14 protein-coding genes are annotated in these 13,833 nt (G+C 75.5%); 11 read left to right on the forward strand and 3 right to left on the reverse strand.

Features of this window, described 5'->3' with window-relative positions:
- Nucleotides 1-91: 91 nt before the first annotated feature.
- The 8 genes from KLI87_RS39405 (at nt 92) to KLI87_RS39440 (ending at nt 8,120) form a co-directional block, all read left to right on the forward strand.
- On the forward strand, nt 92-1,180 hold the full coding sequence (locus KLI87_RS39405) for a phosphotransferase (protein ID WP_308166572.1): 1,089 nt from the start codon (nt 92-94) through the stop codon (nt 1,178-1,180).
- Between the two features lie 52 nt (nt 1,181-1,232).
- A complete protein-coding gene (locus KLI87_RS39410; RefSeq protein WP_156222472.1) occupies nt 1,233-1,823 on the forward strand; it encodes a TetR/AcrR family transcriptional regulator in 591 nt (196 codons plus the stop codon).
- 76 nt (nt 1,824-1,899) lie between these two features.
- Nucleotides 1,900-2,766: an NAD(P)-dependent oxidoreductase gene (locus KLI87_RS39415; RefSeq protein ID WP_214621070.1), complete on the forward strand. Its 867-nt coding sequence runs from the start codon at nt 1,900-1,902 to the stop codon at nt 2,764-2,766.
- A gap of 35 nt (nt 2,767-2,801) precedes the next feature.
- On the forward strand, nt 2,802-3,191 hold the full coding sequence (locus tag KLI87_RS39420) for a VOC family protein (RefSeq protein ID WP_214621071.1): 390 nt from the start codon (nt 2,802-2,804) through the stop codon (nt 3,189-3,191).
- A gap of 79 nt (nt 3,192-3,270) precedes the next feature.
- Nucleotides 3,271-4,134 carry a hypothetical protein gene (locus KLI87_RS39425; RefSeq protein WP_214621072.1) on the forward strand — a complete coding sequence of 288 codons (864 nt, stop codon included), beginning with the start codon at nt 3,271-3,273 and terminating at the stop codon, nt 4,132-4,134.
- On the forward strand, nt 4,131-5,237 hold the full coding sequence (locus tag KLI87_RS39430) for a hypothetical protein (RefSeq protein WP_156222480.1): 1,107 nt from the start codon (nt 4,131-4,133) through the stop codon (nt 5,235-5,237). The genes KLI87_RS39425 and KLI87_RS39430 overlap by 4 nt, the downstream gene beginning before the upstream one ends.
- 70 nt (nt 5,238-5,307) lie before the next feature.
- Nucleotides 5,308-6,780: a hypothetical protein gene (locus KLI87_RS39435; RefSeq protein ID WP_214621073.1), complete on the forward strand. Its 1,473-nt coding sequence runs from the start codon at nt 5,308-5,310 to the stop codon at nt 6,778-6,780.
- Nucleotides 6,777-8,120 (forward strand): AAA family ATPase, encoded by a 1,344-nt coding sequence (locus KLI87_RS39440; protein WP_214621074.1) that lies wholly within the window; start codon nt 6,777-6,779, stop codon nt 8,118-8,120. Before KLI87_RS39435 ends, KLI87_RS39440 begins: the two co-directional genes overlap by 4 nt.
- 5 nt (nt 8,121-8,125) lie before the next feature.
- On the opposite strand, the gene KLI87_RS39445 is transcribed toward KLI87_RS39440, so the two are convergent.
- The gene (locus tag KLI87_RS39445) at nt 8,126-8,920 is read right to left on the reverse strand and encodes an ABC transporter ATP-binding protein (protein WP_156222486.1); all 795 of its coding nucleotides are present in this window, start codon (nt 8,918-8,920) and stop codon (nt 8,126-8,128) included.
- A gap of 127 nt (nt 8,921-9,047) precedes the next feature.
- Between KLI87_RS39445 and KLI87_RS39450 the strand changes: the two genes are divergently transcribed.
- The 3 genes from KLI87_RS39450 to KLI87_RS39460 all read left to right on the forward strand — a co-directional run bounded on the left by KLI87_RS39450 (nt 9,048) and on the right by KLI87_RS39460 (nt 10,843).
- Nucleotides 9,048-9,563, forward strand: coding sequence for a hypothetical protein (locus KLI87_RS39450; protein WP_156222488.1), 516 nt, complete (start codon nt 9,048-9,050; stop codon nt 9,561-9,563).
- Between the two features lie 142 nt (nt 9,564-9,705).
- Complete coding sequence (locus KLI87_RS39455) at nt 9,706-10,392, forward strand: hypothetical protein (RefSeq protein ID WP_214621075.1); 687 nt, start codon at nt 9,706-9,708, stop codon at nt 10,390-10,392.
- Nucleotides 10,393-10,627: 235 nt separating this feature from the next.
- Entirely contained in the window at nt 10,628-10,843 is a 216-nt protein-coding gene (locus KLI87_RS39460; protein WP_156222490.1) for a hypothetical protein, read from the forward strand.
- A 57-nt stretch (nt 10,844-10,900) separates the two neighbouring features.
- Here the strand turns inward: KLI87_RS39460 and KLI87_RS40800 are convergent, their stop codons facing one another.
- The gene (locus KLI87_RS40800; RefSeq protein WP_250904691.1) at nt 10,901-12,652 is read right to left on the reverse strand and encodes a chromosome segregation ATPase; all 1,752 of its coding nucleotides are present in this window, start codon (nt 12,650-12,652) and stop codon (nt 10,901-10,903) included.
- A gap of 203 nt (nt 12,653-12,855) precedes the next feature.
- Entirely contained in the window at nt 12,856-13,812 is a 957-nt protein-coding gene (gene pip / locus KLI87_RS39470) for a prolyl aminopeptidase (protein WP_214621076.1), read from the reverse strand.
- Nucleotides 13,813-13,833: the final 21 nt, after the last annotated feature.

The raw sequence follows: 13,833 nt of genomic DNA on the forward strand, positions 1-13,833 counted from the left end.
GACCGATGTCCCCACACCCGTCCGACCGCTCGTCCGAGAGCCCGTCCGATGTCCTGACCGATGTCCCGACCGACGACGCCGAGGTGCCGAGGTGCCGACATCACGCAGCGCTGACACCCAGGCCGACACGCAGGCCGACACGCAGGCCGGCGCCCGGGACGACACCGGGCCGCCGCCCCGGCTGCTGCGGCGCTGGGAGATCGGCGACCCGGACGCCGTGTCCCCCGGGCCGGGGCGCCGCTGCACGCGGGTCGACACCGCCCAGGGCTCGTACTTCCTGAAGGAGTACGAGCACCCCGACCGCAGGCGCGTGCTGTTCCAGCACGCGGTCACCGGGGCGCTGGACGCGGCGGGCCTGCCGGTCCTCGCGCCCGTCCCCGCGCGCGGCGGCCGGACGCTCGTCACCGCGTCCGGGCGGAGCTTCGTGCTGTACCCGTGGGTCGCCGGACGCGTGCGCGGCGGGCTGGAACTCACGTTCGGGCAGTGCGAGGCGCTCGGCGGGCTCCTCGGCCGGCTGCACGCCGAACTCGACCGGTCGACCCCGCCGGTCCAGCAGAGCATGCTGGTGCCGACCCCGCGCGCCGCCGACGCCGCCGCGGCGGTCGAGGCGATGCTGGAGGCGATCCCCGGGGACGGCACCGACTTCGACGCGCTGACCGGACGGCGGCTGCGGGAGCGGCACGCGCTGCTCACCGAGTTCGCCGGGCACCAGCCGCCGGAGATGGAGGTCAGCACGGTCGGCCACCTGCACGGCGCGTTCCAGGCGGAGAGCCTGCGCTACGGCGGCTCGGGGAACGTCAGCGCCGTCCTCGGCTGGGACGGGCTGACCACCGGGCCGGTCGCGGGCGAGGTCGTCCGGGCGGCGGCGCGGCTGTTCGCGTGCGAGGACGAGCGGGGCCTCGACCTCGACCGCGTCCAGGCGTTCGTGCGGGGGCACCGCGTGACGTTCCCGCTGGACGAGGGGCAGATCCAGGCGGCGGTCCACCGGGAGTGGTGGGAGCGGCTCTGCGACGTCGCGGCGCTGCGGCACCGCTACCTCGGCGCGGACGGCGCCGGCGAGCGCGGGCAGGCGGCGCTGGTCGCCTGGTGGTCGGCGCAGCTCGACCGCACGCTGGAGGTCTTCGCCGCGCCCTACACCGAGGCGTTCGAGGGCGCGGGCGAGCACCCCGCCTTCGGCTAGCACCATGGAACCAATTTGACCGACCGTTCCAGAACTGGCTAACGTCGGCGGCATGGCACGTGCCAGGGAGTTCGACACCGAGGCGGCCGTCGCCGCCGCCACCGAGGTCTTCCGCGGCCGCGGGTACGAGGCGACCTCGATCCAGGACCTCGTGGAGGCCACCGGGATCGGCCGGGGCTCGCTGTACGCGGCGTTCGGCAGCAAGGACGGCCTGTACGAGGCGGCGCTGCGGCACTACGCGAGCAGTTCGGGCGCGCTGATGGCGCGGCGGCTCGACCGGGACGAGCCCGTCCGCGAGGTGCTGCGCCACCTGCTGCTCGCGCTGGTCGACGACACGGTCGGGGACCCGGCCAGGCGCGGGTGCCTGATGACGAACACCGCGGTGGAGCGGCTGCCGGGCGACGCGGTCGCCGGGCGGATCGTCGGCGGCTCCTTCGACCGGGTCGCCGGACTCGTCGAGGCGGCGCTCCGCAGGGGCCGCGAGCGGGGCGAACTCCCGAAGGACGCCGACGTGACCGCGCTCGCCGACTTCGTCACCACGACGATCCAGGGCCTGCGCGTCCTCGGCAAGGCGGGCGCCGACCGGCGGCGCCTGGCCGCGGTGGTCGACGCCGCCCTGCGAGCCCTGCCGCTTCCTGGGTAGGGACGCCTCGGACCATGCACGCCATGGCGCGTGCCCTGAAAATGTAACGATCGGTCAAGAAAAGGGAGTGGGGACCATGAGTGACGTCGCGCTGCTCGGCACCGGGATCATGGGTGCCGCGATGGGCCGCAACCTGCTCAAGGCGGGGCACCGGCTCACCGTGTGGAACAGGACCCGTGCGCGGGCCGAGCCGCTCGCCGCGGACGGCGCCGCCATCGCCGCGACGCCCGCCGAGGCCGTCGCGGACGCCGAGGTCGTGATCACGATGCTGAGCGACGGCGAGGCCGTCCTCGCCGCGATGGCCGCCGCGGCTCCCTCGCTGCGCTCGGGGCAGGTCTGGGCGCAGATGAGCACGGTCGGCGTCGGCCCGCTGGACCGGCTCGCCGGGTTCGCCGCCGAGCACGGGATCACGTTCGTGGACGCGCCCGTCCAGGGCACCCGGCAGCCCGCCGAGCAGGGGACGCTGGTCGTCCTCGCCGCCGGACCGCAGGACGCCCGCGCCAAGCTGGCGCCGGTGTTCGACGCGGTCGGCTCGAAGACGCTGTGGCTGGACGAGGACGGCGCGGGCGGCGCGGCGTCCCGGCTCAAGCTCGCCGCGGTGAGCTACGGCATCTCGATGACCTCGATCGTCGCCGAGTCGCTCGCGCTCGCCCGGGGCCTCGGCCTCGACCCCGCGCTGTTCGGCGAGGTCGTGACCGGCGGTCCGATGGACAGCCCCTACCTCCAGGCCAAGCTGAAGTCCATCCTCTCCGACGACTTCACGACGAGCTTCGCCGTCCGCAACGCCGAGAAGGACACGCGGCTGATCCACGAGGCCGCCGCGTCCGGGAACGTGCGGGTGGACCTGAACGACGCGGCGGGCGAGCGGTTCCGCCGCGCGCTGGCACAGGGGCACGGCGACGAGGACATGTCCGCGACCTACCACGCGAGCTTCGGCGGCTGATTCCCCCCGTCCTCCTCCTCGGCGAGGATGGGGGCATGGAGGTACTCAGCATCCGGGTCCTGCTCCGCCCGCCCGATCCGCGCCGGACCCAGGCGTTCTACCGCGACGTCCTGGGTCTCGCGGTGTACCGCGAGTTCGGCCCGGCGGACGCGCCCGGCGTCGTGTTCTTCCTCGGCCCGGGGTTCCTTGAGGTGTCGGGGCACGGCGCGGGCGGCGCGGGCGCGGCGGCGATGCTCTGGCTCCAGGTCAGGGACGTGCGGGCCGAGCACGGGCGGCTCGCGGCGGCGGGCGCGCGGATCGTCCGGGAGCCGCGCGAGGAGCCGTGGGGCCTGGTCGAGATGTGGATCGAGGACCCGGACGGCGTGCGGATCGTCGTCGTCGAGGTTCCGGAGGCGCATCCGCTGCGCCGCGATACGCGCTCCTGACGGGCGGCGGACTCCGGACGCCTCGCCGTTCGACTGGAAAACACTGGAATTGTCTGGAAGCTGCTGTACTGTCGCCCGCATGCCCCGGTCCCCCGGTGTCCCGACCCCCGACGCGCTGGAGGCGCGCATCGCCGAGCTGCGCGCCGCCGTCCGGCGCGCGGTGGCGGCCGGCGACCGGCGGGCCGCCCGCGACCTGCGCGCCGACCTGCGGCTGGCCGAGCGGCAGTGGGACGAGGCCGTCCTCGGCGACGCGGGCACCGGGCACACCGGGAACACCGCCTCACCCGGCGGGCAGGACGCCCGCGAGAGTGAGGCCCGGGGGCTGCTGCCCGTCCGCGAGCAGGTCCACCAGGCGCTGACGCTGCTCGGCGCGCCCGCCGCGCCGAAGCTGATCGGGTCGGTGTACGCGGCGTTCTTCCCCGGCGAGATCGCCGGGAGCCGCCTGACCAGCCTGCGCCGCGACGAGGAGCGCTCGTTCCGCACCGCGCCCTACGCGCGGCCCTACTATCTGTGCGCGGCGCTGACCGCCGACCTGCTCGCGCCCGCCCGCGGCCTGCTGACCGTGAGCACCTGGCCGCTGGAGCAGCGGATCGTCGGGCCGCTGAGCCCGCGCACCGACTTCCTCACCAGCGCGGTCCGCCTCGCCGAGCACGCCGGTCGGGGGACGCCCTCCCCCGACGTGCGGCGGCTGCTGTGGCGGTTCGCGTCCAACATTCCCGGTGCGGTCACCGGTACGGTCGGTACAGTCGAGCCGGCCGATCTCGCGGAGGCCGCGCGGGCGGAGCTGCAGGTGCACCGCGAACCCGACCGGCGGCTGCGCGCGTCGGCCGCCGGGCGCGCCCGCACCCGGCTCGACGACGCGGAGCGGCTGTTCGGCAGCCGCCTGCGGGCCCTGCACGAATCCGGCGGACGACGCGCCGCACCTGGAGAACGAGGCCGATGACCGAGACCGCGCCGGACCTGGACCGGCTGCGCGGCGACGCTCCCCCGCGCAACCACGACGCCCGCACGATCGCCGCGCTGACCGCCAATCCCGGCTGCGCCCGCCGCGGTCTGATGGACGCGGCGGGCGTCGACAAGGACGCGGTGGCGCGGCACCTCGGGTTCCCCGCGCCGTTCGGCCAGTCGCAGTTCGCGATCACGCGCGGGAACGCGTTCGAGGCGCAGGTGAAGGCCGACGGGTGCGCCGAGCTGCTGACGCTGCTGCGCGAGCGCCTCGGCCTCGACGTCGCGGAGGTCGCCTACGACGACCTGGAGGTGGTCGCGGGCAACGAGGGGCGCGAGCTGCGGCACACCCGCACCCGGCGGCTGCTGGCCCGCGCGCTGGAGACCGGCGAGGGCACGCTGTTCGACCACCCGCTGCTCCGGCTGGAGATCGCCGGGCGGCTCGCCTACCTGGAGCCGGACGTGATCGCGTTCCAGGTGCGGGGGCGGCTGCACGTCATCGAGATCAAGTCGTTCGCGGTCGTGGACGGGCAGGCCGAGCCCGAGCAGGTCGCCGCGGCGGCGCGGCAGTCGGCGGTGTACGTGCTGGCGCTGCGGCGGCTGGCCGCCGAGCTGGGCCATGACCCCGGGCGCGTGTCGCACGAGGTGTTCCTCGTCTGCCCGGAGAACTTCTCCAACCGTCCGACGGCGACGCCGCTGGACGTGCGGCCGCAGCTCGCCGTCCTGGAGCGGCAGCTCGCGCGGCTCACCAGGGTCGACGCGATCCTGGAGGCGCTGCCCGGCGACCTGGTGTTCGAGCCGGGCGACGCGCTCGCGGAGTCGGTGCGCGCGGTCGAGGCCCGGTACGCGCCCGAGTGCATGGCGGGCTGCGAGATGGCGCTGTTCTGCCGCGACGAGGCGCGCGCGTGCGGGGCGACGGGCGCGCTCGGCCGCTCGATCCGCGACGACCTCGGCGGCGTCGACACGATCGCCACCGCGCTGGCGCTCGCCGACGGCTCGCTCCACCCCTCCGACGACCTGGCCGAGACCGCCGCGCAGCTGCGCGCCGCCGCCCGGCTCCGCGACGAGGCGCTGCTCGCGGCGCGGGGCGGCGCCGCGTGACCTCGGCTCCCCGCCGCACGCCCTCGGCTCCCCGCCGCATGCCCTCGGCTCTGCTCCGGGCCGGTGGCCGATGAGCGTGCTGTCCTCCCTCGCGCGGCTGCGGGCGGCCTCGACCGGGGCGGCCGAGCCGCTGGCCACCGTCCGGCACTGCCACCTCGTGGACGCGCCGCTGGTGCTCGTCCCGCTCAAGCTGTCCGGCGAGGCGGCGGCGCCGCTCGCGGTCATGCTCGGCGCCGCGCCCGACGACGCGACGCTGCTGGTCGTGCCGCAGCCGCGCAACCGGGACCTGCGGTTCGCGTTCGCCGCCGACCTGGCCAAGCTCGTCCTGAACCACATCGAGACGAGCCACGGCTCCGTCGAGGAGCTGCCGCCGGGCAAGGAGGGCGAGGAGCGGATCCGCTACGGGAACGCGCCGCAGCTCCTCGTCCCGAACCGGGGCGGCGTCGCGTTCCTGCGGCTGCTCGGACGCTCGACGCGGTTCCGCGGCACCGAGGGCCCCTACGCGGTCGACCCGGCGGTGCCGGTCCTCGGCCGCTGGCTGACCTGGTTCGCCGAGCGCCACGACCACCCGGGCTCCTCGCTGCTGCACGCGATGACGGAGCTGCTGCGGCTGCACTGGGCGACCGGGCAGTCCTCGCTGGAGGACGGCAACCTCGCCGCGCTGCTCGGCTGGATCGACCCGCCGGACGGGCTGGACGGCCCCTCCGCCGCCGCCCGCGCCGAGGACCCGGTGGCCTGCCCGCCCGCCGGGCCCACCACCGACCCCTCGTTCGACAACGAAATCCTCGCCCCCGCGATCGCGGCCTACCACGAGTCCCACGGCGACCCGCGCGCGCTGGAGCGGCTGCGGGCCGCCGTCCACGGGCAGGTCGCGCCGACATGGGAGCTGATGTGGCGGGCCGTCGGCGTCCTGCGCGCGCTGCCGGAGGGCGCGAGCGTGCCGGGGCGCTGGGAGCGCGACCGGGACGCCTTCACCTATTACCACCAGACGTTCGGCGAGGCGTATCCTCAGGCGCGCCGCGACCCGCCCGTCCGGGCGGCGCGGCGGCTGCACGACCTCGAACGGGCGCAGGACGCCTACGACGCGCAGCGGGCGTTCGACGACCCGCTGGTCATGGCCGAGCACCGGCTGTCCGGGCAGGCGTTCGGCGGCCTGGTCACCGAGTGCGAGCCCGACCGGCTGGACGAGACGGGCAAGCGCCCGAAGCTGCGCCCGCTGCTGCGGATCGGCACCGAGGACCCGGTCCGGCTCGACCCCGGCACCGTCGTCTGCAACGCCGCGCGGCCGGCGCTCAAGGGGAGGATCGTGGAGTTCGACGGCGGCGGCGTGCTGCTGGAGCTGACCGGCGGCATGGGCCGCAGGCTCACCGCCGAGCCGGGCACCGTCCCCGGGGTCGGTGAGCGGGTGTGCTTCACCTCGCTCTCGGAGGGGTCGTGGGGCGCGGCGCGGTTCCCCGACCGCGAGGACACCCCGTGGACGCACGGCGGGCCGCCCGCCGAGTACGTGCCGACCGACGAGGACGCCGAAGAGGACTGGTCATGACCGAACGCCACCTGGTCGCGCTGCCGCCGGAGCGCCCGCGGGACCCGTCGGAGGCGGCGACGCGGGTCGTCGAGGACGTCCTGGCCGACCTGGACGGCGCGCACCGCGGCGTGGTCGTCGACTCCCCGCCCGGGGCGGGCAAGTCCACGCTGGTGGTCCGCGCCGCCGCGCACCTGGCGGCGGCGGGCGAGCGGCTGATGATCGTGGCGCAGACCAACGAGCAGGTCGACGACCTCATCGACCGCATCGCGGGCCGCCACCCCGAGGTGACGCTCGGCCGCCTGTCGGCCTCCGGGTACGTGCCGTCGGAGCGGGTCCTGGCGCATCCGGCGGTGCGGGTCGCGCAGAAGGCGGGCGACCTCGCCGAGCACACCGTCGTGATCGCGACCGGCGCGAAGTGGGCGACGCTGGCCGAGGGGTCGTGGCCGTGGGCGATCGTGGACGAGGCGTACCAGATGCGCTCCGACCTGCTGCTGCGCATCGCCGGACGGTTCGAGCGGGCTTTGTTCGTCGGCGACCCGGGGCAGCTCGACCCGTTCTCGACCGTCGAGGTGGAGCGCTGGGCGGGCCTGTCGTGGGACCCGATGCGCAGTGCCGTGTCGGTGCTGCTCGCGCACAACCCGGAGCTGCCCGTCCACCGGCTGCCGGTGTCGTGGCGGCTGCCCGCGTCGGCCGCGCCCGTCGTGTCGGACGCGTTCTACCCCTTCACCGGGTTCCGCGCGGGAACGCGGGAGGGCGAGCGGCGCCTGGAGTTCCAGGCGCGCGGCATGGGCACCACCTACGACCTGGCGCTGGAGGAGGCGGCGGCGACCGGCTGGGCCCTGTACGAGCTGCCCGCCCGGCACACGCTGCGCACCGACGCCGAGGCGGTGCGGGCGACGGCGGCGCTGGCCGTCCGCCTGCTGCAACGCGGGCCGGTCGCGCACTCCGAGCAGGGATCGGCCCCCGTCGGCGCCGACCGGGTCGCGATCGGCGCGGCGCACCGCGACCAGGTCACCGCGATCCGCGCGGCGCTCGGCCCGCACGGCGCGGGCATCACCGTCGACACCGCCAACCGCCTCCAGGGCCGCGAGTACGACGTGACGGTCGTGCTGCACCCGCTGTCGGGGCGCCGCGACGCCACCGCGTTCCACCTGGAGTCGGGGCGGCTGTGCGTGCTGGCGTCACGGCACCGGCACGCGTGCGTGGTCGTGGCGCGGGCGGGCATCCCCGAGCTGCTGGACGCCCACCCGTCCACCGAGCCGGTGCGCCTCGGCGTCCCGGTGAAGTTCCCGGACGGCTGGGAGGCCAACCAGTCGGTGCTCGCGCACCTGGCGCGGCACCGCGTCCAGGCGGACTGAGGTCCTCAGGCGGGGCCCGCCGTGGCGGCCCAGCGGCCGTTGCTCCGGGTGATCGTGATCGGGTGGTCGAAGCACGCGCTGACCTGCCCGGTGGTGAGGACCTCGCCCGCAGGTCCGGAGGCGAGCACGCGCCCCTCCCGCAGCAGCAGCGCGTGGCTGGTGCTGGTGGGCAGCTCCTCCAGGTGGTGCGTGACCAGCACGGTCGTCAGGTCGGGACGGTCGGCGCGGAGCTGGTCGATGGCGGCCAGCAGCCGTTCGCGGGCCGCGACGTCCAGGCCGGTGGCGGGCTCGTCGAGCAGCAGCAGCGGCGGGTCCGGCATGAGCGCGCGGGCGATGAGCGTACGGCCCCGCTCCCCCTGCGACAGGTTCGGCCAGCGGGCGTCGGCGCGGTGCGTCAGCCCCAGCAGCCCGATCAGTTCATCGGCGCGCCGCAGGTCGTCCTCGGACGGTGTCCAGCGCGGCACCAGCTCGATGGTCCCGGTCACGCCGGTCAACACGACCTCCCGAACGGTCCGCGCCGACTCCAGCGGATGCCGCGGGTTGACCTGCCCGATCAGCCTGCGCAGCTCCTGGACGTCGACCCGGCCGAGCCTGCGCCCGAGGATCTCCGCCGCGCCGCGCGTCGGGTGGGTGTAGGCGCCGAGGATGCCGAGCAGCGTGCTCTTCCCGGCGCCGTTCGGGCCGATCAGCGCCCAGTGCTCGCCGCGCAGCACGGTCAGCGTGACCTGGTCGAGGAGCACGCGCCGCTGCCGGACGAGGTCGATCTTGTCGGCGTTGAGCACGACGTCGGACGGGGACAACGCGGACCTCCCTGCTCGTGGACGCGCCGAAGATCCGCAATGTACCCGAAGGTTCGCCGCGGCAGGCACGAGGGGCGGTCCGGGCGGATAATGTGAGAGCCGGTGCCTCAGCGATCAGGGGAGGGACATGGAGGACATCGGCTTCATGTGCGCCCGCTGCGGCGGCGAGGTGCACGACGTCACGCACAACCGCGAGGGCTCGCTGGACGGCGTGGGCTACCGCCACAACCGGCGGGTGGAGCCCTGGGACCACGAGCTGGAGCTCGCCGTGGGCGAGCCGGCCCCGCAGGACCAGTCGTGCGACTTCTGCGCCGTCCCGGGCCCGAGCTGGCTGTACTACCCCACGCTCGACCCCGAGGACACCGACATGTTCGAGGTCGAGCTCGACACCACGCACCTGTCCGACGACGACACCGCCGTGGCCGTCCTCAACATGCTCTATCCCTGGTACGCCTGCGACACGTGCTCGGTGCTGGTCGCCGACCGCAACATCGACCTGCTGATCGCGCGCGCCTTGGACCGTACCCCCGTCCCCGCCGGCGCCGCCGTGGACGAGGACACCGTCCGCGCCCGCCTCAAGGGGTCGCTGTCGGTGTTCTTCACGACGCGTCCGGGCCGTCCGCAGCCGTCCCGGGCGGTGTAGGCGCGGGGATCGCGGCGGGGCGCGCCGGGCACGCTCGCGCGGGGGCGCGGGCCTGGAACCGGGGTCGGCGCGGGAACGTCAGAGCCCATCATTAAGATCGGTCCCGTTTTGGGTGGCGGTTCGAGCACGGGGGAAACGCAAGGTGATCATTGAGAAGCGGTTCCATGGTCCGGACGGGTCCGGCCATGGCGGGTACGTGGCGGGGATGCTCGCGGCGCGGGCGGCCTCCGACACGGTGACGGTGACGCTGCGGCGCCCTCCCCCGCTGGACACCGACCTGACGGTGACGGTCGAGGACGAGCGCGGCCACGGGGTGCGGCTCTGGGACGGCGAGACACTGGTGGCGGAGGCGCTCGCGGGGGCGATCGTCGTGCCGCCGGTGCCGCCCGTCCCGTTCGAGAAGGCGCTGGAGGGCGCGGAGAAGTACCGGGCGGCGGAGAACCACCCGTTCCCGCGCTGCTTCGTGTGCGGCCCCGAGCGCGCCCCGGGGGACGGGCTGCGCCTGGAGCCGGGCCCGGTCGCCGAGGCGACCGTCGCCACGCCGTGGGTGCCCGCCGAGGCGCCGACGGCCGAGTTGGTGTGGGCCGCGATGGACTGCCCCGGCGGCTGGGCGTTCGACGTGGCGGGCCGTCCGGCCGTGCTCGGCACGATGACCGGGCGGGTCACGGGCCTCCCCGAGGCGGGCGAGCGGTGCGTGGTCATGGGCCTCGCGCGCAGCCGGGAGGACCGCAAGATGCACGCGGCGACGGCCCTGTACGGCGCCGACGGCCGGCTCCTCGGCCGCTCGGAGCAGATCTGGATCGAGATCGACCCGCAGCGGTTCGGCTAGTCCGGCGGGATCTCCGCGCCCGGCACCGCGCTGCGCTGCGCTGCGCACAGCACTGCACCGCACTGCACAGCACTGCACCGCGCCGGGGGCGGTATCGGCGTGTCCGGACGCGGGATTCGGCGGCGGGGGCCGCCGGACCGGTTCCGCATGGGTTCCCGGAATGTGTCGTCTGACGCTGCCCGGCAGGCCCGGTCCGCGTTCAATCTGAACCTCCGCGAATACGGAGGCGGGTCAGATGAGCGGAACCGGATTCCTGCTACTGGGGGTGGCCGCGCTCGCGGTCTACACCGGGATCCACTGGGAGCGCGCGCGGCGGGCGGTGTTCGACGTGCGGCTCGGCCGCAAGCGGGTCAGCTCGCTGCGGCACACGGCGCTGCGGGAGCGGGCGCACACCGCCCTGCTCGCCGGGGGGACGGTGGTGGTGTTCTTCATGATCGTCCGATACGGCTGAGCCGGGCCCGGGAGCGGGCCCGGCGGGCGGGGTCGTCAGGGGGGCAGCCGGTGACCGTCAGGGGCCGGTGAACAGGGGGTCCTCCCGGTCGGCGCCGTTGAGCGGCTGACCGGGGTTCTGCGGCCCGTGGTTCGACTGGCCGTGGTTCGACTGGCCGGGGTTCTGCGGCCCTTGGTTCGGGTGACCGTGGTTCGACTGGCCGGGGTTCTGCGGGCCGTGGCCTTGCGGGCCGTGGTGCGGGGGCCCGGCGGGGCCGGGGTGGTGCGGTGCGGCGCCGGGCGGGAGCGGGCCGTGCTGCGGGACCGGCGCGCCGTTGGGCGGCTGGCCGATCGGCGGCGGGCCCGGGGGCATGCCGGGCGCCTGGGGGTGGCTCGCGTTGTGCGAGATGCCCGCGGGCGGCGCCGGGGTGCCACCGCCCGGCATCCGGCCGCCGGGCGGGATGTTGGACGAGAGCGTGTTGTGCGTGAACTGGTCGATCTGGCGGCGGGCGCGGTCGGCCTCGGCGCGGGCCGCGTCGCGCTCCTCGGCGAGCGCGGTCAGCGCGGCCTGCTGCTCGGCGACCGACTGCGAGAGCTGGCGGAGCTGCACCGACTGGTCGTTGATCTTGGAGTTGAGCTCGTCGCGCTCGGACGTGGCGGCCTGCGCCCGCGCCTGGGCGGCGTCGCGGTCCTTGACGGCCTCCTCGACCCGGGCGGCGGCGCGCACGACCTCCGCCTCGGCCTCGGACTGGGCGCGCAGCGCGGTCGCGCGCTCGGCCTCGGCCTTGCTGGCGGCCTGCATGGCGCGCTGCCGCTGCGCCTCGGTGTCGCGCATGGCGTTGCGCAGGTCCTCGGCGCCCTGCTTGGCGACGGCGGCCTCCACCCGCTGCGCCTCGACGGCGCCCTCGGCCTCGGCCAGCTTGGAGTGCAGCGTGACCAGCTCGGCGCGCGCGGTCTCCAGCGCGGCCAGCAGCTCGGTCTCGCGGGCGGCGATGCGGTCGCGCTCGCTCTCGGCGGCGAGCTTGGCGCTCGTGGACTGCTGGGCGATCTGGTGCGCCTCCTCCCACGCCTCCTGCGCGGCGTCGCGCTTGGCGGTGGCGAGCTTGGCCTCCTCGCGGGCGGTCGCGGCCTCCCGCTCGCTCTCCTCGGCGCGGCCGCGGGCGGAGGTCGCCTCCTGCCACGCCTCCTCGGCCTTGCGCTGGGACGCGTCGCGCTCGCTCTGCGCGATGGCGAGCTCGCGGGCGGCCTCGGCGCGCACCTCGGCGACGCGCCGCTCGACCCCGGCGACGCTCAGCTCGGAGGTGAGCGAGTCGGCGAGCAGGTCGGCCGCCTTCTCCAGCCGCTCGACCATCTCCCACGTGGAGGCGACCTGGCCGGTCAGGCCCGGCGCGTCCCGGCCGCGCTCGCGGCGGTCGCGTGCCTCGCGGGCGCAGGCGCCGTCGTTGTCGCGGCAGTAGCGGACGCTGCGGACGGCGCCCATCGGCTGCGGGACGGGCCGTCCGCAGTTCGCGCACGGCCAGACCGTGACGGGCTCGCCCAGCCGGGCGACCGCCGTCTCGGCGGTCCGCTCCGGCTCCCGGCCCCGCCCGCCGGAGCCCTCCGTCCCCGCGCCGCCCGCGCCCCGCGCCCCGCTCCGCCTGTCGTCGTCCTGTCCACCGGCACTCTCGGAACCCGGGCCGCGTGCACCCGTGCCCTCCGTGCCGGCGCCCCCTGTGCCCGCGCCCTGCGCACCAGCGTCTTCCTGCGGCTTCTCGCCTTCGGAGACCGCGGCTTCGGGAGTCGCGGCCGTCTCCTCGGGGCCGCTATTGTCGCGCTCTTCGCTGTTAGGCATGGAATGAACCATACGCACTAGTCGGCGTGGCCGCAGTGACTTGCGGGGTTCGTGTGGGCACGCAGAGGTCGCTCCCGAGGGGGCCCGGAGGCGGTCCGCGACGTCCGCCGAACCGGGAAAACGGCACGCTCGCAGGGCTTCCCGCCTCCCCCGCCGAAGGTCCAAGGAGCGGGGTCCGGCCAGCCGAAAAATCGGCTCACCGGTCAGGGACGGAAGCGGTCGGTCGCCTCGACGAGCCGGTGCAGCGTCCCGGGTTCGGAGCCGCCGTGGCCCGCGTCCTCGACGATCGTGAACTCCGCCTCGGGCCACGCCAGGTGCAGGTCCCATGCCTGGTCGGGCGGCGTCTTGATGTCGTAGCGGCCGTTCACGATCACGGCGGGGATGTGCCGGACGCGGTCGACGCCCGCGAGCAGCCCCTCCTCGGGCAGGAACCCGCCGTTGGCGATGTAGTGGTGGAGGATGCGGGCGAACGCGTAGAGGAGCTCGGGGCCGACGTCGGGGGGCGGCACCGGGAGCAAGGTGTTGGCCGCCATCTCCCAGTCCATCCAGGCGCGGGAAGCGGGCCCGTGCACCGCCGGGTCGGGGTCGTGGATGCGGCGCCCGTAGGCGGCGAGCAGGTCGTCGCGCTCGGCGGCCGGGATCGCGTCGCGGAACGCGGCCCACTCGGCGGGGAACAGGTGCGCGGCGCCTCCCGGGGTGAGCGACCACGCCTCGTCCTCGGGGCGGATGAGCCAGATCCCGCGCAGCACCAGCTCGGTGACGCGCTCGGGATGGGCCTGCGCGTAGGAGAGGGACAGCGTGCTGCCCCAGCTCCCGCCGAACACCAGCCAGCGGTCGACGGACAGGTGCTCGCGCAGCCGCTCGATGTCGGCGACCAGGTGCGCGGTCGTGTTGTGCTCCAGCGACACCGCCGGGTCGCTCGCGCTCGGCAGGCTGCGCCCGCAGTTGCGCTGGTCGAACAGCACGATCCGGTAGGCGGCCGGGTCGAAGAAGCGCCGGTTGGCGGGCAGCACGCCGCCGCCGGGCCCGCCGTGCAGGAACACCGCCGGCTTGCCGTCGGGGTTCCCGCACACCTCCCAGTAGATCTCGTTGCCGTCGCCGACGTCGAGCAGCCCGGAGTCGTGCGGTTCCACTTCCGGGTAGAAGCCCCTCAGGTCCATGCATTAGTCATACCCGACAAA

The organism is Actinomadura sp. NEAU-AAG7 (assembly GCF_018603865.1).
GTDB classification, from domain to species: Bacteria; Actinomycetota; Actinomycetes; order Streptosporangiales; family Streptosporangiaceae; genus Spirillospora; species Spirillospora litoris.

What these genes read in the sequence shown, in the direction of transcription:
- KLI87_RS39450 (WP_156222488.1), top strand. Translation starts at nt 9,048, where the DNA reads ATGGAGGACATCGGCTTCATGTGCGCCCGCTGCGGCGGCGAGGTGCAC.
- pip (WP_214621076.1), bottom strand. Translation starts at nt 13,812, where the DNA reads ATGGACCTGAGGGGCTTCTACCCGGAAGTGGAACCGCACGACTCCGGG.
- KLI87_RS39460 (WP_156222490.1), top strand. Translation starts at nt 10,628, where the DNA reads ATGAGCGGAACCGGATTCCTGCTACTGGGGGTGGCCGCGCTCGCGGTC.
- KLI87_RS39440 (WP_214621074.1), top strand. Translation starts at nt 6,777, where the DNA reads ATGACCGAACGCCACCTGGTCGCGCTGCCGCCGGAGCGCCCGCGGGAC.
- KLI87_RS39425 (WP_214621072.1), top strand. Translation starts at nt 3,271, where the DNA reads ATGCCCCGGTCCCCCGGTGTCCCGACCCCCGACGCGCTGGAGGCGCGC.
- KLI87_RS39430 (WP_156222480.1), top strand. Translation starts at nt 4,131, where the DNA reads ATGACCGAGACCGCGCCGGACCTGGACCGGCTGCGCGGCGACGCTCCC.
- KLI87_RS39415 (WP_214621070.1), top strand. Translation starts at nt 1,900, where the DNA reads ATGAGTGACGTCGCGCTGCTCGGCACCGGGATCATGGGTGCCGCGATG.
- KLI87_RS39435 (WP_214621073.1), top strand. Translation starts at nt 5,308, where the DNA reads ATGAGCGTGCTGTCCTCCCTCGCGCGGCTGCGGGCGGCCTCGACCGGG.
- KLI87_RS39410 (WP_156222472.1), top strand. Translation starts at nt 1,233, where the DNA reads ATGGCACGTGCCAGGGAGTTCGACACCGAGGCGGCCGTCGCCGCCGCC.
- KLI87_RS39420 (WP_214621071.1), top strand. Translation starts at nt 2,802, where the DNA reads ATGGAGGTACTCAGCATCCGGGTCCTGCTCCGCCCGCCCGATCCGCGC.
- KLI87_RS40800 (WP_250904691.1), bottom strand. Translation starts at nt 12,652, where the DNA reads ATGCCTAACAGCGAAGAGCGCGACAATAGCGGCCCCGAGGAGACGGCC.